18 protein-coding genes are annotated in these 25,177 nt (G+C 64.6%); 15 read left to right on the top strand and 3 right to left on the bottom strand.

Annotated features, from left to right (window positions below; all coding sequences use genetic code 11):
• Positions 1-125 precede the first annotated feature (125 nt).
• Together BUS42_RS21235 and BUS42_RS21225 are read right to left on the bottom strand one after the other, a co-directional pair.
• Positions 126-3,329, bottom strand: coding sequence for a caspase family protein (locus BUS42_RS21235; protein WP_074309500.1), 3,204 nt, complete (start codon positions 3,327-3,329; stop codon positions 126-128).
• A 485-nt stretch (positions 3,330-3,814) separates the two neighbouring features.
• Positions 3,815-4,372: a winged helix-turn-helix transcriptional regulator gene (locus BUS42_RS21225; RefSeq protein WP_074311304.1), complete on the bottom strand. Its 558-nt coding sequence runs from the start codon at positions 4,370-4,372 to the stop codon at positions 3,815-3,817.
• Between the two features lie 284 nt (positions 4,373-4,656).
• On the opposite strand from BUS42_RS21225, the gene BUS42_RS21220 reads away from it, so the two are divergent.
• The 14 genes from BUS42_RS21220 (at position 4,657) to BUS42_RS21155 (ending at position 22,524) form a co-directional block, all read left to right on the top strand.
• On the top strand, positions 4,657-5,130 hold the full coding sequence (locus BUS42_RS21220) for a MaoC family dehydratase (protein WP_074311302.1): 474 nt from the start codon (positions 4,657-4,659) through the stop codon (positions 5,128-5,130).
• A gap of 253 nt (positions 5,131-5,383) precedes the next feature.
• Positions 5,384-6,646: a beta-ketoacyl-ACP synthase II gene (fabF, locus tag BUS42_RS21215; protein ID WP_074309496.1), complete on the top strand. Its 1,263-nt coding sequence runs from the start codon at positions 5,384-5,386 to the stop codon at positions 6,644-6,646.
• A 280-nt stretch (positions 6,647-6,926) separates the two neighbouring features.
• Positions 6,927-7,967, top strand: coding sequence for a hypothetical protein (locus tag BUS42_RS21210; protein WP_074309494.1), 1,041 nt, complete (start codon positions 6,927-6,929; stop codon positions 7,965-7,967).
• A gap of 156 nt (positions 7,968-8,123) precedes the next feature.
• On the top strand, positions 8,124-8,594 hold the full coding sequence (locus tag BUS42_RS21205) for a hypothetical protein (protein WP_074309491.1): 471 nt from the start codon (positions 8,124-8,126) through the stop codon (positions 8,592-8,594).
• A gap of 632 nt (positions 8,595-9,226) precedes the next feature.
• A complete protein-coding gene (locus tag BUS42_RS21200) occupies positions 9,227-10,357 on the top strand; it encodes a hypothetical protein (RefSeq protein ID WP_074309488.1) in 1,131 nt (376 codons plus the stop codon).
• Between the two features lie 454 nt (positions 10,358-10,811).
• The gene (locus BUS42_RS21195; RefSeq protein ID WP_074309487.1) at positions 10,812-12,038 is read left to right on the top strand and encodes a hypothetical protein; all 1,227 of its coding nucleotides are present in this window, start codon (positions 10,812-10,814) and stop codon (positions 12,036-12,038) included.
• Positions 12,039-12,196: 158 nt separating this feature from the next.
• Positions 12,197-13,144: a DUF1559 domain-containing protein gene (locus BUS42_RS21190; protein WP_074309485.1), complete on the top strand. Its 948-nt coding sequence runs from the start codon at positions 12,197-12,199 to the stop codon at positions 13,142-13,144.
• A gap of 228 nt (positions 13,145-13,372) precedes the next feature.
• Positions 13,373-13,627 (top strand): oxidoreductase, encoded by a 255-nt coding sequence (locus BUS42_RS21185; protein WP_074309483.1) that lies wholly within the window; start codon positions 13,373-13,375, stop codon positions 13,625-13,627.
• On the top strand, positions 13,624-15,540 hold the full coding sequence (locus BUS42_RS21180; protein WP_074309481.1) for a redoxin domain-containing protein: 1,917 nt from the start codon (positions 13,624-13,626) through the stop codon (positions 15,538-15,540). Before BUS42_RS21185 ends, BUS42_RS21180 begins: the two co-directional genes overlap by 4 nt.
• 77 nt (positions 15,541-15,617) lie before the next feature.
• Positions 15,618-17,027 carry a DUF1501 domain-containing protein gene (locus BUS42_RS21175; RefSeq protein ID WP_074309480.1) on the top strand — a complete coding sequence of 470 codons (1,410 nt, stop codon included), beginning with the start codon at positions 15,618-15,620 and terminating at the stop codon, positions 17,025-17,027.
• Positions 17,028-17,293: 266 nt separating this feature from the next.
• Positions 17,294-17,779, top strand: coding sequence for a carboxymuconolactone decarboxylase family protein (locus tag BUS42_RS21170; RefSeq protein ID WP_074309478.1), 486 nt, complete (start codon positions 17,294-17,296; stop codon positions 17,777-17,779).
• Positions 17,772-18,215, top strand: a complete 444-nt coding sequence (locus BUS42_RS21165; RefSeq protein WP_074309476.1) for a cupin domain-containing protein — start codon at positions 17,772-17,774, stop codon at positions 18,213-18,215. Before BUS42_RS21170 ends, BUS42_RS21165 begins: the two co-directional genes overlap by 8 nt.
• 212 nt (positions 18,216-18,427) lie before the next feature.
• Positions 18,428-19,831, top strand: coding sequence for a 3' terminal RNA ribose 2'-O-methyltransferase Hen1 (locus BUS42_RS21160; protein WP_074309474.1), 1,404 nt, complete (start codon positions 18,428-18,430; stop codon positions 19,829-19,831).
• Between the two features lie 80 nt (positions 19,832-19,911).
• Complete coding sequence (locus BUS42_RS21155; protein WP_074309472.1) at positions 19,912-22,524, top strand: polynucleotide kinase-phosphatase; 2,613 nt, start codon at positions 19,912-19,914, stop codon at positions 22,522-22,524.
• Positions 22,525-22,798: 274 nt separating this feature from the next.
• On the opposite strand, the gene BUS42_RS21150 is transcribed toward BUS42_RS21155, so the two are convergent.
• A complete protein-coding gene (locus BUS42_RS21150) occupies positions 22,799-24,355 on the bottom strand; it encodes a glycoside hydrolase family protein (protein WP_083670406.1) in 1,557 nt (518 codons plus the stop codon).
• A 194-nt stretch (positions 24,356-24,549) separates the two neighbouring features.
• Here BUS42_RS21150 and BUS42_RS21145 point away from each other — a divergent pair, with 194 nt between their 5' ends.
• Entirely contained in the window at positions 24,550-25,161 is a 612-nt protein-coding gene (locus BUS42_RS21145; protein WP_083670404.1) for a GntR family transcriptional regulator, read from the top strand.
• Positions 25,162-25,177: the final 16 nt, after the last annotated feature.

Genomic DNA, 25,177 nt, shown 5'->3' with positions numbered 1-25,177 from the left:
CCACAGCCCCTCTGACGCGGGGACGAGCGAGACGACGACACAACACTCCTGGGAAGGCCGGATCCCGAGGGGGAAACGACGGGTTGCAAAACCCTGGATATCAACCCGAAAGGCGGGCCGCGATGTCATGGCCTGTCTCCCGGCACGGAACGGCTCGAGGGAACCTCGGGCTTGGTGAACTTATAGATCGCGAAATTCGGAATCGTGGATGGCTTGTGCGTGGTCGGATGCTGCTGGCCACGCGTGAATTTCTGCACGCGGTTGTCGATCCAGTAGTCGAGTTCGGTGATCGTCAGCTTGCCGTCTTGATCGAGGTCGCTGGCGGAATCCTGAAGGGTGTCGAGAATCGCCTTGGAGAACGCGCCATTTTTGAGTTTGGGATACTCGAGGCTCTCCTCGCGCGGGGTGGACGAGGCAAACAGGATCGCCCCCACCTCGTCCGAGACCAGCTCGCGAAGCGGGTCGTCGACCAGCTTCGCTCCCAGACCGCCGCTGTGACAGGTATCGACGAAGATGAGAACCTTGCACGGCAGCTTGGCAACCTGGCGAATAAACTCGGTGGACGGAATGCCGGTAGCCAGGAGTCGGTCCGGGTCGATCTCGTGCGTCCCCAGGTAGTAGTCACCCGAGGCGTCGCGCATCCCGTGCGACGACATAAAGAGAATCGTGACATCCTCAGGTTTGGCCACCTGGGCGAGCCTCTGGAGACCATCGCGAATGTGGGTCGCGGAGGCTTCTCCATCGACCAAGGAGCGAGAGTCCACCCCGGAGTAGAAGACGTCCTTCTGCGCCTCCCAGGCGGCCGCGAAGTCGGTTGCATCCTTGTGGGCGAACCGCAGGTTCAGCTCCTTCAACGCGTATTGCGAGATCCCCACGGCAAGGACGTAGACCTTCGGCTTGGGCGGATCCGCGCCACCGCTCCGCTCCACGGCGACGGCCACCGGCTGACTGGTCGACTCCTTGTTCATCGCCAGGACCGAGACCTCGCTCTTGCCATGCGGGACTTCGACCTCCTGGGTCACCGTCCTTCGCTCGGGCGTGTCGTCGCGGCCACTGACGACCTCACCCCCCTGGGCTGGACGTCCGTCGACGAGGATCTTGACCTCGGTGATCGGCAAGCCGTTCTGCGACTGGACCTCGGCCCGGACCATGACCCGACCGCCGCGCACCCGCGCGCCCGCGTCGGGCTCGATCAGCCGGACGACCGGCGGCTCGACCTTCTTGAGGTCGCTGACCTTGCGGAGGTCGAGCATCTCGACCTGGCGCGGTCGCGCGGCGTTGGCCGCGGCGACCGCCTTCGAGACGTCGCCGAGCTCGAGCACGCGATCGATGATGTCCGGCCGGTAGAACCGCTTGCGGAACTGGCGGGCGAGATAGAACTTGGCCGCCCGCGCCCGGCCGTCGTTGACGTGCCACCCGATCAGCCGATCTCCCCCGGGCGAGGCGTCGTAATACCCCTGCGGAGTCCAGGCCACCCATTCGCCGGCATGGTCGATGAAGAGGCTGATCAAGGGCTCGATGAAGTCGCTCGAGGCGATCAACTCAATCTTCGCCCGGTACGGCTTCCCCCCACGCGACATGTCGAAATCGACGATCTGCCCGACCTTGAAAGGCCAGCGATCATTGATATAGCGATCGACCAAGGTCGGCATGTCGAGCCCTCCCATCCGGGAGAGCAGGTCGCCATAACGAATCCCGGCGCGCTCCGCGAAACCGCCGGGACGGAGGTAGGTGACGATTCCCCCGGCCGAGTAGTCGAAGTCGGCTGCAGCGTAGATCTTGAGGTTGGCGAGACTCCAGACCCGCAACGTCCGGTCGATCGATGAAGAGGCGAGGAAGCGGCCGTCGGGCGACACGGCGACGGCCGTCACCGGAGCGGAGTGGCCGACAAATTCGCGCCGGCCGATCATCCCGCGCAGGTCCATGCACATCATCGCATTATCATCGCGACCGATGATCACCGCCTCATCCAGCCCCAGCAGGCTCGACTTGGCGAACGTCGAACACATCGCCATCACGCCCGGTGGGAATGTGTACCGACTCACCCGGCGCCCTTGGCGGCGGTACGCGAGCGCGTTCACGTTCCATTCGGGGGCAATCTCGGGAGCCAGTTCCCGGTCCCCCTCGCGAAGGATGGCGGTTTGCGGGTTCCCCGTGATCTCATTGCGGATCCGCCGCTTATCGAGGTCGAAAGTCTGCTCCAGCTCGGCGTAGTCGTTAAACTTCCAGCGTGCTCCGGAATGCGGCTTCGTGCCAAAGGCGAGCCCTTGGCCGTTCGAGTCCCAGCCGACCGAGTAGATCCGCCGGCCGGAGCCGCTGAAGAGCGATTTGCGCTTCCCGGTCGCGACCTCCCAGAGATGGATCTCGCCGAAGTGGTCGCCGCTGGCCACCCAGGCGCCGTCGCCGCTGAGGGCGAGCGACGGCACGCCGTAGCCATGCCCCTCGTAGAGCCGGACCAGGCGGCCATCAAGGTCGGACCAGAGACCGACGAAGTAGCAGGGGCGCCCCGCCTTGGTTCCGCTCCCCGACCGCAAGTCGTGACCAACGTCGAGGTCCAAATAGCGAGCGTCCTCGACCCCCGCATACGGTAGTTTCACCTGACGCATCCCCTGGTCCATCGCCATCAAGCGACCGAGGGTCTTCTGCACCAAGGCCGGCGCTCCGAGCTCGGCTTTCTCCGCCGGGAGCAACTTCGCGAATTCTTTGGCGTGAAGTGCCGACCAGGCTTTCACCCCGCCACGATCGAACGCGATCAGGACCGGGATCTCGGTCAGGAACCCAAGATAACCAGGCAACCCTTGAACCGTGGCGCGCCCCCGCACCTTGCGCGTCGGCCAGTCCCAGATCAGGACCTCGTCATCAGCGCCGACCGAGGCCAGGAAACGACCGTCGCGTGAGAAGGCCAGGCGAACCACCCCGCCGCGATCGTGCCCGGGAAGGAGCTGGGCAATCCGATCGAGGTCGGCGACGTCGTAGACCCGGATCGCCCCCTCGGTCGTGTTCGACTGGACGCCGACCAGGAGTTCCCGACCGGACGGCGAGAACGCAACGGCCGCACATTCTCCCTCGGCGCCAATGCCGTCGTACCCGCGCAACGTGGCCTGGATCTGGCCCGTCTCGAGGTTGAAGATCCTGACGGTCTTGTCGTTACCCGCCGCGGCCAGCAGGTGCCGGTCGGGACTGAAGGCGAGACTGTTGACCCGGCTGGTGAACCCCTGGGCATCCAGCACCAGCTTCGGCTCGGCCGGTTTTTCCGCCGCGGGTTCCGCACGGCCCGAGACCGACCAGCCCAACAACGCGGCCACGGCCAAGATTCGACGGATTACCATGATGGGTCTTCCCGAGTTGCGGCCCGAAAGTCCGCGCGAACCCAATCGCTTCTTCAAAGCGGCGCGGGTCCCTTGCTCTCGTTCCCGATTCCTCAAAATCGCACTCATCGACGGCCACCATCTTCGCCGTTGGGCTCGGACTCAACGCCGAGTCACAAGCCCCGTCCGCAATGCCCTCGAAACCTTAGCTCCCAAAAACCAGACCGACCGAGGCTCCACTCTCCTTCAGAGTCAATCGAACCACCACGTGAGGCGATGAAATGAATCCATACCTAAAGAACAAACAGGTCTTAACATATCAGAAACACGAGCATCAGGAACGTCGATTCGTCACATTTCCCTTTAGAATGACACGTTGCGTCGGGAATGCAACAGGGCGGAGCGGAGCAGTTCTTGAACCGTACCGTTTCGCCAGAGGGTGGCCTGTCGAATCAGGCTTACCCATTCTGCTCATCCGCCCGTCTCTTCCTAATCGAGCGGAGCGGTCATCCGCTTTTTTTGGCCGAACGACGAGGGCGGCGAGTGACTTGCGGGCTTGCGTCCTGGTCGGGGGACGGCGTCTGGGAGGCCGAGGCAAGGCGCTGGCGCATTCGCTCACCGGCGGCGGGGCCGGGGACCAGCCGATAGTCGGTTTCGGTGATCGGGCGGCCGCTCGTTCGATCGACGAGCACAGGGTCGGCAACCGCGCCCGTGTTCGCTTCGGCGAGCAGGACGCTCGCCCCCTCCGGAGCGAAGTGTTTGTTTCCCCAGGCCATCAGGGCCAGGAGGACCGGCCGCAGATCCCGGCCGCTGGCGGTCAGCACGTACTCATCGCGCGGCGGCCGTTCACTGTAGCGGCGACGCTCCAAAAGCCCAGCGGCCACCAGAGCGTTCAGCCGGCGGGTCAGCATATTCGGCGCGATGCCCAAGCTCTTTTGAAACGCATCGAAACGCGTCAATCCATGCAGCGCATCGCGAATGATCAGCAGGCTCCACCACTCGCCCACCCGTTCCAGACTACGGGCGATCGGGCACTCCACGTTGCCGAAACTCTTGCGTTGCATGGCCAGTCTCTTGGTTCTCCGCACGTCACGGCGCCGAGGCATCCTTGACTCGTTCTAACCTGGCCACTATTATTATGCAAGTCACTTGCGGCGGTTCGAGACTCACGATCAAGGAATGGTGCTGTCACAAGAGGTCTTGGCTCGAACATCAGCTTTCTCATGGAATGGCGGGCGGGACGCCCGCGGTCCCAGGGGGGAGGGGCGGGGGGATGTGAGTTGAGGGACCTACCGAGGCTCCTCTTTGCCGGATCGTCGGCTGAGCGAGGTGAACCGTGGCGGAACCTTTGGAGAGCGGTGGGGACGATCGACTCTATCTTGAGGATCTCCACGTAGGGCAGCGCTTCACAAGTGGATTATCGCACGACGTGGATGAGGCGCAAATCAAGGCGTTTGCCAGCCAGTTCGATCCCCAGCCGTTTCACCTCGACAACGCGGCGGCGCGCGGTTCCTTTTTCGAGGGGCTCGTGGCGAGCGGCTGGCACACGGCCGCGATTACCATGCGGTTGCTCGTCGACGGCGCCGCGCCCATCGCAGGGGGCGTCATCGGGGCAGGTGGGGAGATCCAATGGCCCAGGCCGACGCGACCGGGGGACACACTCCGGGTCGAGAGTGAGGTCCTGGAGGTGAAGCCATCGCGGTCGCGGACCGATCGGGGCATCGTCACGCTTCGAAGCGAAACGCGCAATCAGGAGGATCAGGTCGTGCAAGTCCTGACCGCGAAGCTCGTCGTTCCGCGCCGGCCTGCTCCAGGAAATTAACGGAGTCTGTCGCCAGGAAACCGGGCCGTCTCTCTGCCCCGGAGGCCGAATATCGCGGAAGAAACTCGTTCCCACGCAGAGCGTGGGAACGAGATCCCGGTTTCCTTGCTACAGCCTCAATTAACGACAGATATTCAAATCAGCAATCCTCATGAATACCCGCTGGCTCACGGGTTCATTGCAGCCTCGAATGGGGCTGTATTGGGATCGAACCACGAAGTGATTCTCAAGTCTGTCCCTCAGGAGATTTTTCATGAATAACGGTGCAGGAGGGGCAGAGACCCGCCGCGTGGTGATTACCGGGCTCGGCACGGTGAACCCGCTCGGCTCGCGGGTGGGGGAGTTCTGGGACGCGCTCTGCGCGGGGCGGAGCGGGATCGGACCGATCGAGCAGTTTGATGCGAGCGCCTTCCCGGTCCGGTTCGGCGGCGAGGTCAAGGGGTTCGATCCGTCGGGGTTGCCCGACCCCCGGGCCGCCCGGCGGATGGACCGGTTCACCCAGTTCGCGCTCTACGCGGCGATCGAGGCTGTGGAAGATTGTGGGCTCGACCTGGCGATCGGCGACCCCTATCGGCACGGGGTGATCCTGGGATGCAGCATCGGCGGGCTCAACGAGTTCGAGGATGGGCACGGCACCTACTTGCGAGCCGGACCGCGGCGGATGAGCCCGTTCGTGATCCCCAAGATGATGCCGAACGCCGCGCCGGCGATCGTGGCGATCCAGTTCGGGTTGATGGGTCCGAGCGGCGCCGTGGCCTCCGCCTGCGCCTCGGCCGCCGACGCGATTGGCGACTCGTTCCGGGCGGTGCAGCGGGGCGAGGCCGACGTGATGCTCACCGGTGGGTCCGACGCGACGATCACCACCATGGGCCTGGGCGGGTTCGCCGCCGCCCGCTCGCTCTCGACCCGGAACGATTGCCCGCAAGCGGCGAGTCGACCATTTGACCGCGACCGCGATGGCTTCGTCCTGAGCGAAGGGGCCGGGATCCTGGTCCTGGAAGAGCTCGAGCACGCCCGCCGGCGCGGGGCACGGATCTACGCCGAGTTGGTCGGCTTCGGACGCACCAACGACGCCTACGGGATCGCGGCACCTCACCCCGACGGCCGAGGCGCCGCCCGCGCCATCCGCAACGCGCTCGAGGACGCCAAGCTCCGCCCCGAGGAAATCGACTACGTGAACGCCCATGCCACGAGCACGACCGTCGGCGACCAGGTCGAGACTCGGGCGATCAAGCAGGCGTTCGGCGCGCACGCCTACCGGCTGGCGATCAGCAGCACCAAGGGCATGACCGGCCACCTCTGTGGCGCGAGCGGAGCCATCGAACTGATCGCGGCGACCCTCGCCAGCGTGCGCGGGGTGGTCCCGCCGACCATCAACTACGAGACTCCCGACCCGGCCTGCGACCTCGACTATGTCCCCAACGTCGCGCGCGAAATGGGGGTGAAGCGAGCGATGTCGACCAGCTTCGGCTTCGGTGGGCATAACTCCTGCCTGATCGTGAGCGCCCTGGACTGACGGACGCGCCGAATCCCCGACCACCCGTTCCGCCACCGCGACCCCGCGCGACCAGGGCCGCGGTTCAGTTGGGGTTGCGGGATTGGGCGGACTCGGGTCAAATGCCCCGAACTTTCCGTGATCGGGGGACTCGCTAGAGGAAGGCGGCCCCCTTCAATTCGGGGACGATCGCACGGCCTTGCTACGGCGGCTTCTTGCGTTTTCGAGCGATCGCCACCGACCGGACCGTGATTTTCAACCGTCTTATCAAGATGACAAATGAGGCAGGGAGGCCGCTCTCTTGCGCAAGGCGATCTTCGCTGTCATGCTGGTGGGGGCCTCGTTCGCGGGCGGGGCCGTGGTCAATGGTCCCGGCCTCCAGTGGGCCCAGACGATGATCCTCAGCCACCTGAATGGCGGCGGCGAGAGTGATGACGATGAGGATGAGGCGGCCGACAAGGCAGCCGCCCCGAAGAGCACGGTCGGCCAGGAGCCGCTTGCTCCCATCCCCTCCGACCCAATCGCCCCGATTGGGGCCACCGCGTCAGCCGCTCCGACCTCGGAGCCGGAGGCCCCCAAGGCATCCGCATCCGCGCTCGAGCCCGCATCGGCGGTTGCCGATGCCTCCCGATTCTCGGCCGACCAGCGGCCCCAGCCAGCGGCCCCGACGCCTCCCAAGTCCCAGAACGACCGACCGCTCGGGTCCGGATCCGAGTCGGCCGAGTTCAGTGCCGCACCACCCGAGCTGAAGGCGTCGAGCGACCCCGAGATCGCCCTCACGAAAGTTCCGACGCCACTCCCCACGGATCCCTCGACGCCCCTGGAACCGCTTGATCCGTTGCCCCCGTTGGACTTGAACGATCCCAATCCCAACGCCTCCGCCAACGCGAAGGTGAAGGACAACGGCCAAGGACAAGGACAAGGACAAGGACAAGATTCCGGCTGGGCCGACGCCCCCGGCTCGGCCCCCGCCGCCGCGGTCCCTCCCCGGTCGCTCGGGACGAACGCAATCACGAACGCTATCGCGAACGCAGCCGCCTCGTCCAAACCCGCGGCCGCCCCGGATCAAGCGAAGAACGCCAGCGCCCTCGCGGTCGCAGCGCCTCGGCCGCCGTCCGACTGGGCCGAGATCCGCCGCCGAATGGCCGCGTTGGGAGTCTCCCGGTACGGAATCGAAGGGGAACCGAACGGGAAAGTCCGGTTCCATTGCGTCATCCCGCTGGCCGGCCGCCGCGCGGTCGCCCAGCAGTTCGAGGCCGAAGGGGACGACGAACTGCAAGCGGCCGAGGTCGCCCTCCGCCGGGTCGCCTTATGGCGGGCCACGGAAAACCCAGGGCCGTGACGTCGGGTCGAGCCCGGTCCGTTCCGTTCCGGTTTCGCCGCTTTTCTCCCTTGAGATCGGTCTCGTTCTGTTATCCGGCGCGTGATCGCCCTATAATCTAACTCCATTAAACGGATTGTCTCTCACTCGCGGCGACTCCCGAGAAAGGCCCACTCAATGGCCGTCGAACCGCCGGCCAAAATGCTCTTGATTGTGACCGGGAGCACGCTCCGGGCCGAAGATGTTGATCGCCCCTTGGCCTACTACCTGAAACAGCAGATCGACAACTGGCCCGCCAACGCCAAGTCGTCGGTGCCGCTCTCGTTCCGGGTGCGCGTGGTCGCCGACTTTCGCTGGATCCACGACGATCCGCTCCAGGCCCTCCCGACGATCTCGGTCGGGGGACCGGGCGTAAATGCCTTGTCTCACCGCTGGCTCGAAGAGGTGCCGGTTTCCCTGGCCGTCGACGAACAGTACTACATCCAGATGGACCCCGACCTCGACGAGCCGCGGGCGAGCATCTGGGGCATGGACAACGCCACCACCCAGATCGCCATCTCCGTCTTCATCGAACGATTCCTGCCGCGCTTCCTCGAACACTGCGCCAAGAGTGCCTCCAACCCGCTCGACCTCGACGACACCGACTGAAGAACAACCCACCGCGATTCACCCCTCGAACGCACCGCACCAAGACGAAGTGACGATTTCCGTAGACATGGAAGCCGTGCGGATTTTGCTTGCATTGCATCCCAGCGCAAGTCTCGAGAAAATCGATTTCGATTCCGGCCCGAGGTGACGTCCCAAGCCAACCCGGGAGACCACTCATCGGCAAGCCGTTCGACGTGCTCAGTCTGCAAACTCGAAACCTTTCTCGGGTGAGCTCAGCCCACCCCACGCAGAAACAGCCGTCGAATCACGAAACTGTTCAAGTGATTCGTGCGCAACGCGTCACGAACTCACCGACTCATCAAGACACGTGCAACCCTCGCCACCGTTTCGACAACGTCTCCAAGGGAAAGTCCCGGCCCTCAAAACCGGACGACCGCTCGCTTGAATCATTGGAGAGAAGAACATGGCGACTTGCCAAATTCGACCTCCGATCCTATCAATTAATATAGAGTGTCTTTAAGTTGGGCGATCGCACGCCCCTCGGTTCTCTGCCCTGGCGTTGTGGTAAACCCTGGCGGTCGACGGATCGACCCGTGGGGGCCGCGACGATCTTGAGCCACTCTTCCGAATGACTGGCGTGGCTCCTCCCCTCCCATGGAAGGACGAATCCCATGGCCCTGTTTTCACCGAACCCGCATGCTCCCCGCCGACGGTCCACCGCTTCCGAGCAATCGCGTTGGCTCGCGGCATTGACCGCAATTGCCGTGGTCGCCGCTTCGTGCCTCAGCGTCCGCGCCAGGGCGGCCGCCCTCGAACCGGTCACCCTGGTGGTCGTGGAACGTTCGATCGTCCAGGATCAAGGGGGGTGGCAAGTCGACTACCGACTGCGCCACGAAGGACCAACCGAGATCGTCGCGGCCCCGGCCGAGATCCAGGCCAAGCTGGAGGGCTGGGTGTCGAACTCGCGGATCGCCAACCACGCCGTGCCGCGGTTGTCGTCGCTCTCGATCTTGGGCCAAGCGGGCTGGTCGAGCACGAGTGAAGTGATCGCCTCGGCCGACGATCATCAACGCTGTCGCGAACGGCTCGTCTTGCAGATCTGGGCGAACGACGAGCTGGACAGTCCGCCGATCACGGCCGCGAAGCCGGCCGTGGAGTCGTCCGAACACCCCGCTCAGCCGCTCCTGAGCCTCGCCCCCGGCGCGGTCATGCGCGTCCGGCTCCGGCTCGAGCACCTGCACGCGCTCTATGGTGACTACGACCCGCTGCTCAGCCAGCGCACGGTCGAGCTCCACCTCGGGTCAGCGGTCCTCCGCGACCTCATACCGATGGAGCGCGAGCAGTACCTCGCGCTGCCGAAAGCGACCTGGCCCGCTCCTCCCGAGGACCGTCGCGACACCCGCCACTTCATCTCGGGCCCGGACAGCCTCCACCTCGAAGCGCACGTCCCCGGCAACGAACACTACAAGTTCGCCGAACGGCCGGTCCGCTATGCCACCAAGATGCGGCTCAAATACTGGTACCTGATCGCGTCCGGCACCGATGGCGGCTGTCGCGTCCGAATCACCCAGTACAAAGAAACCCCCACGGTCTACAAGCCCCTCTACGACGCCGCCCAGGAAGAGTGCATGACCAAGGTCGGCCGCTGGACCAAAGTCGAGCGGATCTTCCACACCGACCGCGAGGCCACCTCCCTGGCCCTCGAGTTCCGGCTCACCGACCCGAACAACACCCGGATCGGCGAAGTCTGGATCGACGACGTCAGCCTCGAACCCGTCCTCGCGGGCCCGACCGGCCCTTGAGAACCCGCGAGCACACCTCCCGTTGGGATCGCTTCCAGGCGGGCGGGGAGCTCATCACGCTCCCCGCTCGCCTCGGAATCGAAAACAGCATGCCCCCCCTTGCCGCGGCCCGGCCGATCCCCTCTTTGAAAAAAATGATTCTTGACGCGCGGGGGGGCCGCTCGTTACTGTCAGTCTTCGCTGGCATTGAAACTCAGTCTCAACAGGCTTTACTAACGCTCTTGCTGGTTCGATTCCGCCGAAGTCGACGTGATTCGACTTGATTGCTCCCCAACGAAACGAGGGACTTGAAGTCCCTGAGCAGAGAAGGATCTGCGTTTTCGAGGTTGCCTGGTCGATCGCTGTGCACCGACACGAACCGTGGGCTCTGGTCCGGCCTCGGTCCAACGTCCGTGCAATGTGCCTGGCGACCGCAACGCGGAGGTCTGCTCAAAACACCGAGGACCTGCCAAACATGGCCATAGCCGAATCCGAATCCGAGGCGAGTCCCCAGACTCAGGCTGGCGCGCAGACGCAATCGCAGGCACAAGTGCGAGCGCGAGCGCGGACCCGGTTCAACCAGTCGATGAAGTGGGTTCGCCGAGCCCACCTCTACGCGGGCTTGTTCATGACCCCATGGGTGTTCCTGTATGGCGTCACCGCCATGCTGTTCAATCACCCGCTGGTGTTCTCCGACGTCGATCAAAAGCAACGTTCGATCGCACCGGCCGACCTGGCCGGGACACCGCTGGCGACGTTCCCGACGCCGCAGGTGCTGGCCAGCCAAGTGGTCCGCGCGATCAACGCCGCGGGGGACACGGATTCGGAATCGAATTCGCCGCCTCGTTATCGGCTGGTGAAACCCGACGAGGCCGGCTTCGCCCGTGAATACCTCACCTCGATCCCGGGGGGGGACACGGATCACCTGGTTCGTCTCGACCTGGCCAGCGGGATCGGCTCGGTCCGCACAACTCCGAGCCGCAAGGAAGCCGAGCGGGAGCCTCAGCCACCGTTCGCCCGCCGTCCCATCAAACTCGAATCGGCGCCGCTGGAGGCGGTCACCAAGTCAGTGAGCATGCTCCTGACCCGGTTCGGGCTCCCGCAAACCCTGCAGACAAAGACCCCGAACCCGGCCGACGAACCCCAGGAGAAAGCAGGGGAACGGCGCGGCGGACGACGAGAGGAAGGGCGTCAAAGCCCCGAACGATCTCGAAGCGGGGAAGGGACTCGCAAGTCAGAACCGCAGGAGACCGCCGCACCGCCCAGCGGTCCGGTGGGTGGCCGCGCGGGACGAGGGGGCGCGGGCGGTGGGCGCGGCGGCGCACCGGCGGCTCCCGACCTCAATTTCCTGATGGAAGGGGAAGGCAAGGTCTGGCGGGTCGGATTCAACATGCAAACCGGGGCACTCACGGGCCGCCCGGAAGCTGCGCCTCGAGCCGGTGAACCGCTCTCCAACCGCCGGTTCCTCTTACGACTGCATACCGCCCACGGATACCCCTCGCAGGTGAACTCACGGTGGATCTGGGCCGTGGCGGTCGACGTCATGTTCGTCTGCATGGTCGGTTGGGGCATCACCGGCCTGTTGATGTGGTGGCAGATGAAGAATGTACGACGACTGGGTGTCATCCTCCTGGTCCTCAGCGCCATCGTGTCCGTGGCGGTCGCCATCGGCATGCACGGCATGATGGTGGCCGGCTCCTGAGTCCTTGAGCCGCCCCTGATCAACCACGCCACGCCGGGCCGTTCGTTCGCGTTCCGTTCTCGGGATGCGGCCCGGCCCCCCCACGCCCTCACCCCGCGGTTTGAGTTCGCAACGCTCTCCCCGATGCACCCGCTTCGATTTCATAGGAGAAAAGACCGATGTTTCCCTCACGCAAACGTGGCTTCACACTGATCGAGCTTCTCGTGGTGATCGCGATCATCGCGGTTCTCGTCGCTCTGCTCTTGCCCGCCGTCCAGTCGGCCCGTGAAGCCGCCCGCCGCGCCCAATGCGTCAACAATATCAAGCAAATGGCCTTGGCCATGCACAACTACCACGACACCAATGGTTGCTTCCCGTTCGCCTTGATCCAGGCGAACGACAAGTATTCTTGCTATACCGGCATCTTGCCTTTTCTGGAGCAGGCCCCGCTCTTCGCCGCCTATAACACGAACGTGGGTCCACGGCATGTGGCCAACACAACGACCTCGAGCACCAAGGTCCAGGCCTATCTCTGCCCCTCGATGACGCTGCCGTACTCGAAGCCCGACGTCGCGAACAATGACTATCTCGCCCCCACGAGCTATGCCACCTCCAACGGCAACGCCTACGCCAACCTCTATAGCGGGCGCCACCTCTATGGCGAGCCCAAAGGGGTGATCATCGGCGCCTCGACGACAAACAGCGGTGACACCACCAGCCCGCTCACCACGGTGGCTTGCCCGCCGATCAACGTCAGCGCGATCACCGATGGCTCCTCGAACACCGTCTTCATCGGCGAGCAAGACTACGCCTTGAAGAACGACTTCTTCGGCTCCACCACCACCCGCGCCGGCCAACTCCGGGGCGGGCAGGGCGTTTGGGCCCACGGCTATCCGCGCGGACTCAACTTTTCGACCTGGGGCAAGTTCAACCTGCACACGATCAATGATGACGTTACGAGTGAAGAGAACGGCATCTACTCATTCCGAAGCCAGCATCCGGGCGGCGTGAACTTCGCCTTCTCGGACGGGTCGATCCGGTTCCTCAAAGAGTCCGTCGCCAAGTCGATCTATCGCGCCCTCTCAACCCGGGCCGGCGGCGAGGTGGTGTCGGCCGATAGCTACTGATTTTCCCAAGTCGAAGGGGCGGGGCCAGCCCCGACTCGCATCGCCGACTTTGACTGGGTTCTGGATGCCACGGGCCAACTCAACCCGTGGCAACCCAGGCCGTCTGTCTGCCCCGGAGGCCGAAATTCGCGGGAAAAACTCGTTCCCACGCTCTGCGTGGGAACGAGATTCCGAAATGCTTGACATCTCTACACGTTTTCTCATAATTTTCCATACACACGAAAGCCAATGCATCAACATTTCATCAACATCGCCAAGCTCGTACTTACCGCGGTGACGATCAGCTCCGTGGGATGTGGCAACCCGCGCGACGATTCGATTGTTTACAAGAAGCTCACTCCCGAGGAATTCGCCAAGTTGCCTCCCGAGGAGCAGGAGACGCCCGAAGTCCAGGAGAACATGGGGGCGGCCTGGAAAGATCCGAACCGGCCCGAAGGGGCGACGAATCCGAAGGGGCCGGGCCGCCCGAGGAAGTCGCGGTGAGCCTGCGACGACTGACGGTTTGCGGACTGCTTGCGTCTACGGCCGGAGCACTTGCCGCCTGGTGGGCCAGTGCGCCGGCCGACCTGGAGGCGATCCGAGTCACGGCGCCTCCCTTCTTGAAACAAGCCGTCGTCAGACGTTCCCTCGACGGTGAGAAGCTCGATTTCCAGGCCCCCGTCTCGGGCCTCGCGGTCGTCCTCTTCTATTCCCAAGCATGTCCGATCCCGGCCGAGTCGTGGATGACCCTCACTCGGCTCGCGACCGACTTCCCCGCCAACCGGCTCTTCAGGGCGGGAGTCTGCGTCGATGCCGACGCCCACCGAGAATCGATCGAAAACCATCATCGAGAGCACCCGCTCGCATTTTCCACGATTGCGCACGACCAGGACGGTAGCCTCGTCCGCCAGTTCGGAGTGACGCGGATTCCCGAGGTGTTCGTGCTCGACGACGAAGGGCGGCTGCGCTACCGAGGCCGGATCCACGGCCCAGGCCCCGCGTCGGGACCGGGTGAGCCGGGTTCAGGCTTGCGCCCGGCGGTCGAGGCGTTGCTCTCCGATCGGCCGGTGCCGGCCCCCTATCTCGAGCCGGCCGGTTGCCCCGCGCCTCAGGTTGCCCTGGTCCAGAAAGCGAGGATTGTGCCCACATATCACCGTGACGTGGCTCCAATACTTCAGCGCAGTTGCCAAGCATGCCATCGGCCGGGCCAGTCCGGCCCGTTCGCTCTCACCACCTACGCTCAAGCCGCGAAACGAGCCGACGACCTGGCGACCGTCACCGAACAGCGGTTGATGCCCCCTTGGAAACCGGTGCCCGGGCTCGGCCCTCCGCTCAAGCACGACCGCACGCTGCTCGCCTCGGAAATCCAGACCCTCCAGGCATGGGCGGCCGCCGGCGCTCCCGAAGGTCAGTTCGACACCGATCCTCTTCCCGCAAATCTCCCCTCTCAAGAATGGTCCCTGGGGCCCCCCGATCTGGTTGTGGAAATGGACCAGCCGTTTCCGGTCCCGGCGACGGGTGACGACCTCTACCGCTGTTTCGTCATGCCCACGGCGCTTGCCAACGATCGATTCCTGACCGCGATCGAGGTCCAGCCAGGGAACCCGCGTGTGGTTCACCACACGTTTGGATACGTGGACACCCGAGGCCTGGGCCGCCGGCGCGATGCGGCCAATTCGACGCCGGGCTACCCCTGCTTTTCGGGGTTCACCGGCGATCAGATATTCGGACTGCTCGGAGGCTGGACCCCCGGCAACGATGCCCATCCGTTCGGCGCGGGGATCGGCCTGGAACTGCCAAAGAACGCCGACGTCGTGATGCAGGTTCACTACCACCCGAGCGGCAAGCCCGAGACCGACCGCACCCGACTCGGCCTCTACCTCTCCCAAACGCCCGTTCGCCAGGCGCTCGAATGGGTCTCCGCCTGCCCGGACGTCGGCAAGTTCCGCCTCCCGGCCGATGATCCGGCAATCTCGGTCGTCGCCAACCTGAACGTCCCGATCCCCGTGGCGCTCCACGCGATGACCCCGCACATGCACTGGCTCGGCAGACGGTTCCGGGCCACCCTTCTGCTTCCTGGAGGCCGAATTCAGCCGTTAATCGCCATCGACGACTGGGACTTCAACCGCCAGGACACGTATTACCTTCGCGAGCCACTCCCCATCCCGGCCGGCTCGACCATTCAAATCGAAGGGTTATACGACAACTCATCCGAGAATCCACACAACCCAAACCGCCCGCCCCAGGATGTCCGCTGGGGGGAAGCGACTACCGATGACATGCTGATCCTCTTTCTCGCCCTCACGCAGGACGGTCAGGATCTGACCCGCCCCGGCGCCCGCAACACGTTCATGGAAGAATTCTTTCAGGGCAAACCGCGGGGCGAGCCGTCGCAGGATCGGCGGTCCGCGCCTTGATCGCGGAATTGGATGAATCTCATGGCTCAGGCGCGCGATCTGGGATATCCTGGCCAACCCAAGGAGACCAAAACGCCATGACGCCCCAGACGCCTGATCCCCCGAACTGGAGCCGCAGACGGGTCCTCACGACGGGCGCCCTGCCGTTCCTGGGCCTCAACCTGCCCCAACTTTTCGCCGCGGAGGGGTCGCGCCGGCAAGACGGGAAACCGCCGGCTCGCGAAACGTCTTGCATCTTCATTTTTCAGTACGGTGGCCTGAGCCAGATCGACTCGTGGGATCCCAAGCCCGACGGCCCGTCCGAAGTCCGCGGGCCGTACCGGCCCATCGCCACCACGGTTCCCGGGTTCCAGGTCGGCGAGTTGATGCCGCGCCTGGCCCGGCTGGCGGATAAGTATTGCGTGATCCGTTCGATGAGTCATAACGTCCCGGTTCATGACATCGCCAACCGGATGCTCCTGGCCGGGCAGTCGCTCCCTCCACTCAATGCCCCCTCGTTCGGTGCGGTCGTCTCCAAGCTCCGACCTTCCGAAGAAGGGGTCCCCTCCCAGGTCTGGCTTCAAAAGTTCAGCGGCGGCTCGATGCCCCCGGAGTCGTCCTACATGTCGGGCGGCCTCCTCGGCATGGCCCATGCCCCCATGTTGGTAGGCGTCCAGCACGATGACAACCCCGCGAACCCAAACTTCCGGGTCAACGCCTTCGACATGCCCGAAGGGCTGACGCTCGACCGGATCCACAACCGGATGCAACTGCTGGGCGAGATGGGTGGTCGCGTCCCCGGCTCTCGACCCGCGGCAGGTGAAACGTCCTTCGGCACCTTGTCGCGGTTCCGCGAGCGTGCCGTCGACCTGGTCGAGGGATCGGCGGCTCGCCGTGCCTTCGACATCAATCAAGAAACCGCCCAGGCCCGCGATCGGTACGGTCGGCACCCCCTCGGGCAGAACCTGTTGATGGCCAGGCGCTTGATCGAGGCGGGCGTACGGCTCGTGAACGTCGTGGGCTGGTGCGGGCTTGCTCCCGGGGAGAAGTTTAATAGCCTCGAGACCTGGGACATGCACGGCAACGGTGGGATCGACATCTTCGGCAACGGCTGGAACGGCCTGGGCTGGGCCTTACCCTGTTGCGATCAGGCGGTCTCGGCGCTCCTTGAAGACCTCGATCAGCGCGGGTTGCTCGACACCACGCTCGTGGTCCTCGTGGGTGAGTTCGGCCGCACGGCCAGGATCAGTCGAGGCGCCTCGGCGATCGGCCGCGACCACTGGTCCAACTGCTATTCGGCCATGCTCGCCGGCGCTGGGGTGCGTGGGGGACAGGTCTACGGCCGCTCCGACAAACAGGCTTCCTACGTGATGGACCGCCCCGTGACCCCCGAGGACTTCGCGGCCACCCTCTTCCACACCCTCGGCATCGCCCCCGAGACGCCCATCCATCCCGACGGCTTCTCGATCCGCGCCAGCACGGGCCGGCCGATCCTCGACCTCTTTTAGCCGGGTCGAGCCAGGACAAACTTGCTCCCCTCCCGACGAGCGGGGAGCGTCAACTCCCTGTCTTCAAACGGTTTCGAAAGACAGGGAGCCGACGCTCCCCGCTCGCCTTTTGAGGCTCGCGAACCCAGAAAGCGACGCGTCTTTCCGATCGTTTTGCTCCCGATGTCACGAATTCGTCGCGCTCCTCGTCCTTGCTAATGATCGGACGGCGGCGGCAACGCGTTGCCGGCCCGAAGCCAAGCACTACGGCCAGAAGGAGGGAGACGATGGAACCGCGGTTTAACTATGCGAAGCTGGCCCCTGAACCGTTGAAGGCGATGTACGCGATCGGGACTTACCTCGCAAGTTGCGGCCTGGAAACGAGCCTGCTGGAACTGGTCAAGATCCGGGTCTCGCAGATCAACGGCTGTGCCTACTGCCTCGACATGCACACGAAAGACGCCCGGGCGGAAGGCGAGACCGAACAGCGGATCTACCTGCTCAACGCCTGGCGGGAAACCTCATTCTTCACGGAGCGGGAGCGCGCGGCGTTGACTTGGGCCGAAACGCTCACGCGGATCGGCAATGGCGTGCCCGAATCGGTTCATGACGAAGTGAGCCCGCATTTCTCGGACAAGGAACTGGTGGACTTGACCTGGGCGGTGGTCACCATCAACGGCTGGAACCGAGTTGCCATCAGCTACAGGGCCGTCCCCGGCTCGTATCAGACCACCAAGCGACAACCACAACCCTCGGGAGAAAATCATGCTTAAATTCCTGCTTGCAACCGTCCTCGGCGTGGCCCTCGGCGCCGGCGGCCTTTCCTTGGCTTTGGCCAACCACGCCGAGCCAGGCCATGGGAAGGTCACCCCGATCTCCGAGCGCGACGTGCTCGAAACGATCGACGGGAAAGCAGCCCGAGTGACCGTAGTCGAAGTGGCCTATGAACCGGGCGAAGCCAGCCTGCCCCACCGCCATGCCGGCCCGATCTTCGGGTACGTCCTGGAAGGGGAGTACGAGCTCGGGCTCGACGAACAGTCGGTGAAGACGCTCAAGGCGGGCGAGACGTTCTACGAACCCACCGGGATCCTCCACCGGGTCTCCCGGAACCCCAACGCCAAGACTCGCACCCGGGTATTGGCCGTGATGCTCCACGCTCGAGACGCAAAAGAACTCACCGTCCCCGAACCCCACACCCAGGAGGACTGACCACGGGGCCAGGGCAGGGCGGGCAGGAACGGCGACGTGAACCCAGGCGCAGGTCGTGGTGTCATTCGGCAACTGAGACCGCGCTCGGGCATTTTCACGGGTCCTCCGAACGGGGATACTCGGGAACGATGTCGACCTGCCCGGAGGAAAGTTCCTCCGAGACCAGCGCAGGTCGACACCATTGACCCGGCTCGGTCGAGCAAGGACGTCGCATGCTGTTGACGATCACGACGACGCAATCGCCCGCCACCGACCTCGGCTATCTGCTCCACAAACACCCTGACCGGTTCCAGAGTTACGACCTCAGCTTCGGCCGGGCGCACGTCTTCTACAAGGCGGCCAACGACGCGTGTTGCTCGGCCTGCCTGCTGCTGGATGTGGACACGGTGGGCGTCGTCCGCGGCAAAGGGGCAGGGGAGGGCCTGCTCTCTCAGTACGTCAATGACCGGCCCTACGCCGCCTCATCGTTTCTGAGCGTCGCCATTTCCCAGGTCTACCGCTCGGCGCTCCAGGGGCGGTGTGACGATCGGCCCGAGCTAGCGACAACTCCGATCCCGCTTTCGGCCCGGCTCGACATTCTCGCCGTGCGTGGTGGCGAGACCTTTTTGAGGGCTGTTTTCGAGCCGCTGGGCTACGTCGTCGTGGCCGAGCGCCACCCGCTCGACGACCGGTTTCCCGAGTGGGGCGAGAGCCCGTATTACTCGGTGACAGTGTCGAAGACGAGCACGCTCTCTGACTTGTTGACACACTTGTATGTTCTGGTTCCCGTCTTCGACAATCAGAAGCATTACTTCGTCGGCGACGACGAGTTGGAAAAGCTGCTCGCAAAGGGCAAGGGGTGGCTGAACGCGCACCCGGAGCGTGAGGAGATCGCCAAGCGCTACCTGAAGTTCCGCTCGAGCCTCTTCCGCGAAGCCTTGGCCCGCCTCGTCGTTGAGGAGCAGCCGCTCGAGGCGGAAGAAGCGGGAGACGAGCCTCCAACCGAGAAGGCCGAAGTGGCTCTGGAGCGGCCCCTCAGCCTGAACGAGGAGCGGCTGGGCTCGGTCCTGGCGGCGCTGCGGGCCAGCGGTGCCCAGAAGGTGCTCGACCTGGGCTGCGGCGAAGGGAAGTTGCTCCGTGACCTGCTCAAGGACAGGCAGTTCGCGGAAATCGTCGGCATGGACGTCTCGATTCGCGCGCTCGAAATCGCGCAGGACCGGTTGAAGCTCGACCGCCTCCCCACCCACCAGGAAGGGCGGATCAAGCTGATTCAGGGCTCGCTGATGTACCGCGATCGCCGGCTCGAGGGCTTCGACGCCGCCGCCGTGGTCGAGGTTGTCGAGCACCTCGACCCGCCCCGGCTCCTCGCCTTCGAACGTGTCGTGTTCGAGTTCGCCAGGCCCCGGACGGTCGTGCTCACCACGCCGAACCGGGAATACAACGTGACCTGGGAAAACGTCGGCACCGAACGTCTCAGGCACCCGGACCACCGCTTCGAGTGGACCCGCGCCGAATTCCAAGCCTGGGCTCGCAGCATCGCCACGAGGTTCGGCTACTCGGTCAAGTTCCTCCCCGTCGGGCCCGAAGACGGCGAGCTCGGCCCACCGACGCAGATGGGGGTGTTCAATCGTGACTGAGCCCCCGGCACGACGCAGCAACACAATTTAATTAATAACATTTTTCCTATTAAAATTTATTGACTTACGAGCAGAGACCCATGACTTTCAAGATCCCCAACCTCAGTCTCGTCCTCCTCATCGGCCCCAGTGGTTCGGGAAAGAGCACATTTGCGCGGAAGCATTTCTTGCCGACCGAGGTTCTCTCATCCGACGCCTGCCGAGGGATGGTCAGCGACGATGAGAACGACCAGGCCGCCAGCAAGGAGGCCTTCGAGGTGCTCCAGTTCATCGCCGGCAAGCGGCTGGCTCGCGGGAAAATGACGGTCATCGACGCCACCAATGTCCAGGCCGAGGCCCGCAAGCCGCTCGTGGCGCTGGCGAGGCAGCATCACTGCCTCCCCGTGGCGCTCGTGCTCGACCTCCCGGAAAAGGTCTGCCACGAGCGGAACCAGGCGCGGCCGGATCGGGACTTCGGCCCCCACGTCGTCCGCAACCAGACGAACCAGCTCAGGCGCTCGCTCCGCGGCCTTCGTAAGGAGGGGTTCCGCTACGTCTTCGTCATGGAGACCCCGGCCATGGTCGACGCGGCGAGCGTCGAACGGATCCCGCTCTGGAACGACAGACGCGACGAGCCGGGCCCGTTCGACATCATCGGCGACGTCCACGGGTGTTGCGATGAGCTTGAATTGATCCTTGAGCGACTGGGCTATGCCGTCACGGCCGAGGCCCCCGGCGGCCCTTCACTCGCGAGCGGCCCCGTTTATGCCCACCCTGAGGGCCGGAAGGCGATCTTCCTCGGCGACCTCGTCGATCGCGGCCCGCGCGTGCTCGACGTCATCCGGCTGGTGCGGAACATGGTGCTCCACGGCTCCGCGCACTGCGTCCCCGGCAACCATGACGTCAAGCTCGTCAAAAAGCTCTTGGGCAAGAATGTCCAGATCACCCATGGGTTGGCCGAGACTCTGGCCGAGATCGAGGCGCTCCCCGATGAGCTGCGCGCGGAGTTTTCCAAGGAAGTCGCCGCGTTCCTCGACAGCCTGGTGAGTCACTACGTCCTCGACGGCGGCCGGCTCGTCGTCGCCCACGCCGGGATGCGCGAGGAGTTGCAGGGGCGCGGGTCGGGCAAGGTGCGTGACTTCGCTCTCTACGGCGAAACGACCGGCGAGACCGACGAGTTCGGCCTCTCGATCCGCTACGACTGGGCCAAGGAATATCGAGGCTCGGCCCAGGTCGTCTATGGCCATACGCCGATCCCCGCCCCCGAGTGGCTCAATCGAACGGTGAATATCGATACCGGCTGCGTCTTCGGCGGCAAGTTGACCGCCTTGCGCTATCCGGAGGGCGAATTCGTCGCGGTCCCGGCCGCAAGGACGTATTGCGAACCCACGCGTCCCTTCCTGCCCGCGGAGTCTCAGGCCCCCGCCTCAGCCCTCTCGGCGCAGCAGTCGCAGGACCAGGTGCTCGACGCCGAGGACGTGCTTGGCAAGCGGATCATCCCGACCCGGCTCAGGGGCAATGTCACGATCCGCGAAGCGAACGCCGTCGCGGCGCTGGAGGTGATGAGCCGGTTCGCCGTCGACCCCAGGTGGTTGATCTATCTGCCCCCGACCATGTCGCCCTGCGAAACCAGTCGCGAGGCCGGCCTGCTCGAGCACCCTGCCGAAGCGTTCGCCTACTACCGGAGCCAGGGGGCTCCGCAGGTGGTCTGCGAAGAAAAGCACATGGGTTCACGAGCCGTGGTCGTCCTCTGCCGCGACGAGGCAGGCGCGCGGGAACGGTTCGGCGTCACCACGGGCGAGCTCGGAATCGTCACCACCCGCACCGGTCGGCGGTTCTTCAACGACCTCGATCTGGAGCGGCGGTTCCTCGACCGGGTCCGCTCGGCCTTCGACGCAACCGACCTCTGGGACCAGCTCAAGACGACCTGGGCCTGTCTCGACTGCGAGTTGATGCCCTGGTCGGCCAAGGCCCAGGAGCTCTTGCGCACCCAGTACGCGGCAGTCGGCGCGGCGGGTTCAGCCTCGCTTCCACCCGCGATCGCCGCCCTGGAGCGGGCGGCCAGCCGGCTGAACGGTGCGGAACGCGAAAAGGGCGCGGCGATCGAAGGCTCCTATCGCCTCCGCGGCGCGGACATCGGCCGGTTCGTCGCCGCCTATCGGCAGTATTGCTGGACGGTGAATTCCCTGACCGACTTGAAGCTCGCCCCGTTCCACCTGCTCGCCACCGAGGGACACGTCCATACGGACAAGGATCATCCCTGGCACATGAAAACCATGGCGGATCTCTGCCGGGCCGACCCCGAGCTGCTCCGAGCGACCCCGTCTCGGGTCGTGGACGTGACCGACCCGGCGAGTCAGGCGGAAGGAATCGCCTGGTGGGAAGAACTCACGAGCCGGGGAGGCGAAGGGATGGTCGTCAAGCCCTTGAACTTCATCCACCGCGGTCCTCGTGGCCTCTCCCAGCCCGCCGTGAAGTGCCGAGGCCGTGAATACCTGCGGATTATCTATGGTCCCGACTACACGACCGAGGAAAACCTGGTGCGGCTCCGCTCGCGCGGCCTGGGCAGGAAGCGGTCGTTGGCCCTGGGCGAGTTCGCCCTCGGCGTCGAAGCGTTGGAACGGTTCGTCCGCAAAGAGCCACTTCGCCGGGTCCACGAATGCGTCTTCGGCGTCCTCGCCCTGGAGAGCGAGCCCGTCGACCCAAGGTTGTGAGCGAACGACGGGCCGGCTCCGCCAAGCCGTTGGTCTCGGTTTTCTTTGATTTTCTGATGGGCGACCGTGGTGATGCAATCACCATTGGGTGCCACGGGTTGTACTCAACCCGTGAACGATCGCCTGGGTTTTTGGCTCACGGGCTAAATACAACCCGGGGCGTGAACGCGCACCTCGGCTCATCGGTTTCCAGGACCTCCCCGTGCGTTCCACCGGCGTGCGGCGAGGCTCCGATACAATCGCGTGGAGAACCCAAGTCGAGGGGGTTCCGCGATCAACGGAACCGGATCGCGAACAGATCCGCGTCCTCAATCACAAACCGCAGACGAACGACCTTTCCCGCCAGGCTGCTCACGTCGGTGCCGCCGGGCTTCCAGCTCACGACGCGGGAAATCGCGTCACCCCAGATCGGTGCGCAGTCCTCGAGGGTGAATCCCGGGATCGGTCGGCCGCCGGCATCCCGGATCTCGACGCGAACCATTCCCGCGGCACTCGTCGCGACGTTGAGCTCCAGCTCCTTGCCGGCGAACGTCAGCGGCTTCGTGATCAACTCACCACCGCTCAACGGCGCATTGACCGACGCGAACCCGTCCAGACGGAGAGTGTAGCGACGCCCGCCGCTCACGAAGAGCGACATCTCGAGCGGCCCCGTCTGGTGGATCCCGATCGCGGCGTAGTTCGCGCGGTTCGCCCAGTGGTCCTGGCTCAGGCCGGGACGGATCAAGGCTTCCTGGAAGGTCCGGTCATAGCGGCCGCCGCCCCGGGTGCTCATGAAGAGGATGTCGGTGGCCGCGCCCCGCTTCTCCATGAAGCGCGTCGGCGTGGCCACGTAGATCTGGGGCGCCCGGAAGTAGGGCTGCGTGCCGCTGGTGTAGAGATGCTCTCCCGGCAGGTTGGCGCTCATCTCGATCGGCTCGGTCCAGTGGATGAAGTCCTCCGAGGTCGTGCGGGCGATTCCCCGCAAACCCTTGATGAACCGCCGAAAATAGCAAATGTAGAGTTGTTCTGATTCCGACCAGAACGCGTAATTCTGCGAATCGAAGTACTTCCCCCACTCCTCGGGGATCACCGCCTGCTCGCGCAGCTTCGTCCAGTGGATCCCGTCCGCCGACACGAACGCCTTGAGCCCGCCGGGCCCTCGCTCGTCTCGCACTTCCTTCTGGTGCGCCTGGTAGGCGAGCCCGCCCAGGGCCTTGTACTTCTCGCGTTCAGGAACCCCGGGCTTCGCATCAATGAATGGGGTGAAGTTGTGATTCACCAGGAATTCGTTCATGAGGACGACATTGCCCGCGGGAAAGCTCGGGGGTTCGTACAGGCCGAGGTCGGGCAAGGTCCAGTGAATCGCGTCGCGGCTCTCGGCGTAGAGGGTCACCTCGCCGTCGTGGGCAGCCTTGATTCCGTGGGTTTTCCAGGTCACCTTCGGATCCTTGTCGCCCCGGTAGTAGAACCGGAAGGTCTCCCCGTCCCGCAAGACGGTCGCGTAGGCGCCGTTCGGCCGCTCGGGGTCCACCGGAGGGGCGAGCTGCGGGCTGTGCAGTCTCTGACTCACGCCGTTGAGCTCGTCGATCAAGTAAGCGTCCACGAACAGCTCGCGCCGCGAGCCGATCTCCAGGGGAGCCGACTGCTTGGATGATCCCTCGGTGCGATCCTGGGACGGAGCGGAGGCGGCAAGTCGGGTGTGGTCCGGCGCCGGGCCGGCTTCGCGGACGCCGTGCGGCTCCTCCGCGAACACGCTCGCCGCCGGCACAAGTGGCACCAGCCACGGGGCCGAGAGCAGGCACAGGGCGCACCACGATCGGAGATGCCCGATAACAATTACGTTTCTTTTCATTTGCATACCTCGATTCGACAGATTTCAGGACCCGGGAGATCTCAAAATATTTCGGTCACAAACCTGTTGACCGACACTGACATGGCTTGTAACATGTCAGTCAATCCGGGGTCAATCCCCACGGGCCGCGCGGCTTCGGCATCGGCCCTGACCTTGGGCTGCGAGCGAGCGAAAGAGGTAAAGGTGGTATCGACATGCCGCAAATGACCGCGAGGGAGAGGGTCTACCAGTCCATCCTGACCAAGCTGATCCAGCAGGAGCTTCGTCCCGGCGACTGGCTCGACCGGCGCAAGATTGCGGCCGAGATCAAGTGCAGTCTCATCCCCGTGGCCGAGGCGGTTCAGCAACTGAGCAATGAAGGATACCTGGATGCCGTTTCGAGGAAGGGGACTCAGGTCAGGCTGCCCAGCCGGCGCGAGGTGCTCGAGTTGTTGCTGGTCCGCGAGGCGCTGGAGTGCCAGGCGGTTCGAATTTACTGTGGTGCCCCCATGCAACCTCATATGAAGCGTCTCAAGGAGATGGCCGCCGCCGCGGACGACCGGACCGTGCCCGAAGCTTGCTGGGCCGCGGACGCCGCGCTGCACATCGCGCTCGTCGAGTTGACCGGCTTCCGGGCGATGGTAGAGGCGGTGCGTGCCGTGAAGTTACGGACCATCTTCCACCGGGTGGCTCTCATCATGCAACCGAACCCCGACAGCCATCTGCGGTTGATCAATGACCTGAGCAAGATGGGGCCGCGTGATGCCGAAGATCGGATCCGCCTGCACATCCGCTGCAATTCCGATCTGTTTGACGGGCTGCCGTGATCGGTTGGGAGACCCG

This window comes from Singulisphaera sp. GP187 (assembly GCF_900129635.1).
Lineage (GTDB): Bacteria > Planctomycetota > Planctomycetia > Isosphaerales > Isosphaeraceae > Singulisphaera.
Note: the sequence above shows the minus strand (reverse complement) of the source record. Positions and strands in the feature narration are given on the sequence as shown.

Coding starts and splice junctions, on each gene's coding strand:
- BUS42_RS21165 (WP_074309476.1), top strand. CDS start 17,772: ATGCTTAAATTCCTGCTTGCAACCGTCCTCGGCGTGGCCCTCGGCGCC.
- BUS42_RS21195 (WP_074309487.1), top strand. CDS start 10,812: ATGGCCATAGCCGAATCCGAATCCGAGGCGAGTCCCCAGACTCAGGCT.
- BUS42_RS21225 (WP_074311304.1), bottom strand. CDS start 4,372: ATGCAACGCAAGAGTTTCGGCAACGTGGAGTGCCCGATCGCCCGTAGT.
- BUS42_RS21200 (WP_074309488.1), top strand. CDS start 9,227: ATGGCCCTGTTTTCACCGAACCCGCATGCTCCCCGCCGACGGTCCACC.
- fabF (WP_074309496.1), top strand. CDS start 5,384: ATGAATAACGGTGCAGGAGGGGCAGAGACCCGCCGCGTGGTGATTACC.
- BUS42_RS21205 (WP_074309491.1), top strand. CDS start 8,124: ATGGCCGTCGAACCGCCGGCCAAAATGCTCTTGATTGTGACCGGGAGC.
- BUS42_RS21190 (WP_074309485.1), top strand. CDS start 12,197: ATGTTTCCCTCACGCAAACGTGGCTTCACACTGATCGAGCTTCTCGTG.
- BUS42_RS21185 (WP_074309483.1), top strand. CDS start 13,373: ATGCATCAACATTTCATCAACATCGCCAAGCTCGTACTTACCGCGGTG.
- BUS42_RS21170 (WP_074309478.1), top strand. CDS start 17,294: ATGGAACCGCGGTTTAACTATGCGAAGCTGGCCCCTGAACCGTTGAAG.
- BUS42_RS21150 (WP_083670406.1), bottom strand. CDS start 24,355: ATGAAAAGAAACGTAATTGTTATCGGGCATCTCCGATCGTGGTGCGCC.
- BUS42_RS21155 (WP_074309472.1), top strand. CDS start 19,912: ATGACTTTCAAGATCCCCAACCTCAGTCTCGTCCTCCTCATCGGCCCC.
- BUS42_RS21235 (WP_074309500.1), bottom strand. CDS start 3,329: ATGGTAATCCGTCGAATCTTGGCCGTGGCCGCGTTGTTGGGCTGGTCG.
- BUS42_RS21175 (WP_074309480.1), top strand. CDS start 15,618: ATGACGCCCCAGACGCCTGATCCCCCGAACTGGAGCCGCAGACGGGTC.
- BUS42_RS21145 (WP_083670404.1), top strand. CDS start 24,550: ATGCCGCAAATGACCGCGAGGGAGAGGGTCTACCAGTCCATCCTGACC.
- BUS42_RS21160 (WP_074309474.1), top strand. CDS start 18,428: ATGCTGTTGACGATCACGACGACGCAATCGCCCGCCACCGACCTCGGC.